General features: G+C 51.6%; 1 protein-coding gene and 1 pseudogene. Both read left to right on the top strand.

What is annotated here, in order from left to right; genetic code table 11:
* The coding region (locus ACTF5Z_RS11920; RefSeq protein ID WP_438985828.1) for a DUF6537 domain-containing protein at positions 1-1,806 on the top strand (1,806 nt) is incomplete at its 5' end.
* Between the two features lie 88 nt (positions 1,807-1,894).
* A pseudogene (locus ACTF5Z_RS11925) lies at positions 1,895-2,271 on the top strand (mandelate racemase/muconate lactonizing enzyme family protein); the annotation flags it as partial.

Here is a 2,271-nt window from a genome sequence, read left to right on the forward strand (position 1 = left end):
ATGGTCAAACAACTTTCTGGCGAGGGCGTTCAGCGGATTGCCTTAGTGTCTGATGAGCCAGAAAAATTCGATGCTAGCGAACTTGGAGTGTCGGTCTATCACAGAACGGCGATGGATGCGGTTCAAGCCGAGTTTCGTGAAATACCCGGAGTCACGGTCATTATTTATGATCAGCCCTGCGCTACCGAGCGTCGACGCTTGCGTAAGCGTGGAAAATGGGTGGATCCTGACAAGCGTGTATTCATCAATCCAGAAGTGTGTGAGGGCTGTGGCGATTGCTCAACGGTCTCTGGGTGTATGGCGATCGAGCCCTTGGAAACGGAGTTTGGCCGTAAGCGAAAGATTAACCAGTCGTCGTGCAACAAAGATTTTTCCTGCCTCGAGGGGTTTTGTCCCTCACTCGTGAGTGTTTCGGGTGCACAGCCTAAAAAGGTACAGGCTGCCGAAGTACAGATCGATGTAAGTCATCTGCCTATGCCAGAGCCCGCTTTAGATGGAACATGGTCGATTCTGGTGTCCGGTATCGGTGGGGCAGGCGTCGTAACGATAGGACAGACGTTGGCAGTTGCAGCCCATGCGGACGGCTATTTCTCGACCAGTCTTGATATTACTGGCATGGCTCAGAAGTACGGTGCCGTTCATTCCCACGTCAAGATCGCGGAAAGCCCCCAGCAAATGAGAGCAACGCGCATCGCGGTTGGCGAAGCCGATGCTCTGATAGGCAGTGACCTTGTGGTAGCGGCGAGTGACGAGGCGCTGTCAAAAGTGGTCACCGGCAAATCCATTGGTGTTGTTGACACGACGATAGTACCGACCGCGGAATTCTCGATGAATCCTGATTGGAAAGTGGACCGTGAAGCCCAAATAGGCCGGCTAACTCAGGTTTTGGGAGAAGGGCTTCGAGCTCTCGATGCGCAGACCTTGGCAGAGCGCGTGATGGGAGATCGTGTTTTTGCCAACATGCTGCTGATGGGGGCAGCTTGGCAGCAGGGGGGAATCCCTCTGTCCTTGGAGGCTATCCATCATGCTATTGAGCTCAATGGAGTCGCCGTTGGCAAGAACAAGCAAGCGTTTGATCTTGGACGTTTGGCTTATGCAGATGCATCGGCTGCTCGTCGTCTGTCGGGCGAAGAGGTCGCTGTAGTTGTGCAGATGAGTCAAGAGCCCTCGATAGACGATATTATTGCGCATCGTGTTGCAGAATTGACGGATTACAAGGACGCAAATCTTGCCAAGCGTTACTCCGATATGGTGCAGCGTGTGCGCACCGCTGGGCTCAACGATGCGGCAGTCAAAGCCGTGGCTCGTGGGTATTACAAGCTGTTGGCGGACAAAGACGAGTGGGAGGTGGCCAGACTCTATACGAAACCGTCATTCCGTAAAGCCTTAGCCGAGACCTTCGAGGGCGACATTAAGCTGACCTTCCACTTTGGCGCCTGGCCTTTGGGTGGTTTAGACAAGGCTACTGGCAAGTATACCAAGGGTGAAGTATCGAGCCGCATGGCGTTGTTCTTTTTCGGCATTATGAACCGCTTCCGCTTCTTGCGTGGTTCTATACTCGATCCATTCCGTTTTTCCAGCGAACGTAAACTTGCTGCAGAATTACTGTCTGAGTACGAGGCAGATATCGACTTTGCGTTGTCGAATAATTCGGAAGAGGCGGCGGAAAGTATCGCTCAATTATTGAACCTGCCCGACCAGATTCGGGGTTACGGGCATGTTCGAGAGCGCCATGCTGAAAGCGTGAGAAAACATCGCGAAGAATTACGAATCGCTGTTCTCGCCCGTGAATTAAAAGCCGCGTGAAGGCTGCTATTGATCAAGACTAACCGCGTTCAGAATACGGTCGCATGAATAATAGGACAACGATTACGGAGTCCAAAAGGAGTAAAAGATGAAAATAACAGATTTAAAAACGTGGGCTGTGGCAACACCTCCACCTCACAAAGGTGGTGCCTATTGGATCTTTGTTAAGTTGACCACTGACAATGGTATCTCTGGCTACGGGGAAGTGTATGGTGTGCCTTTCGGTCCTGCCACAGTGTGCAAAATGATCGAGAACGTTTTCGAACGACACGTGGTAGGACAGAGCCCATTTGATATCGAAAAAATGTGGCGGATCATATATTCCGCAGGGTTTGTGCAGCGGCCTGATGTCAGCACAGGTGGCGTGCTGTCCGGTATTGAAATTGCGTGTTGGGATATTGTTGGTAAGGCATTAAACCAGCCCATTTATAACTTGATGGGCGGTAAAGTCCACGAAAAGTTGCG

The sequence above is a fragment of the Aequoribacter sp. genome, assembly GCF_965659035.1.
Taxonomy (GTDB): domain Bacteria; phylum Pseudomonadota; class Gammaproteobacteria; order Pseudomonadales; family Halieaceae; genus Aequoribacter.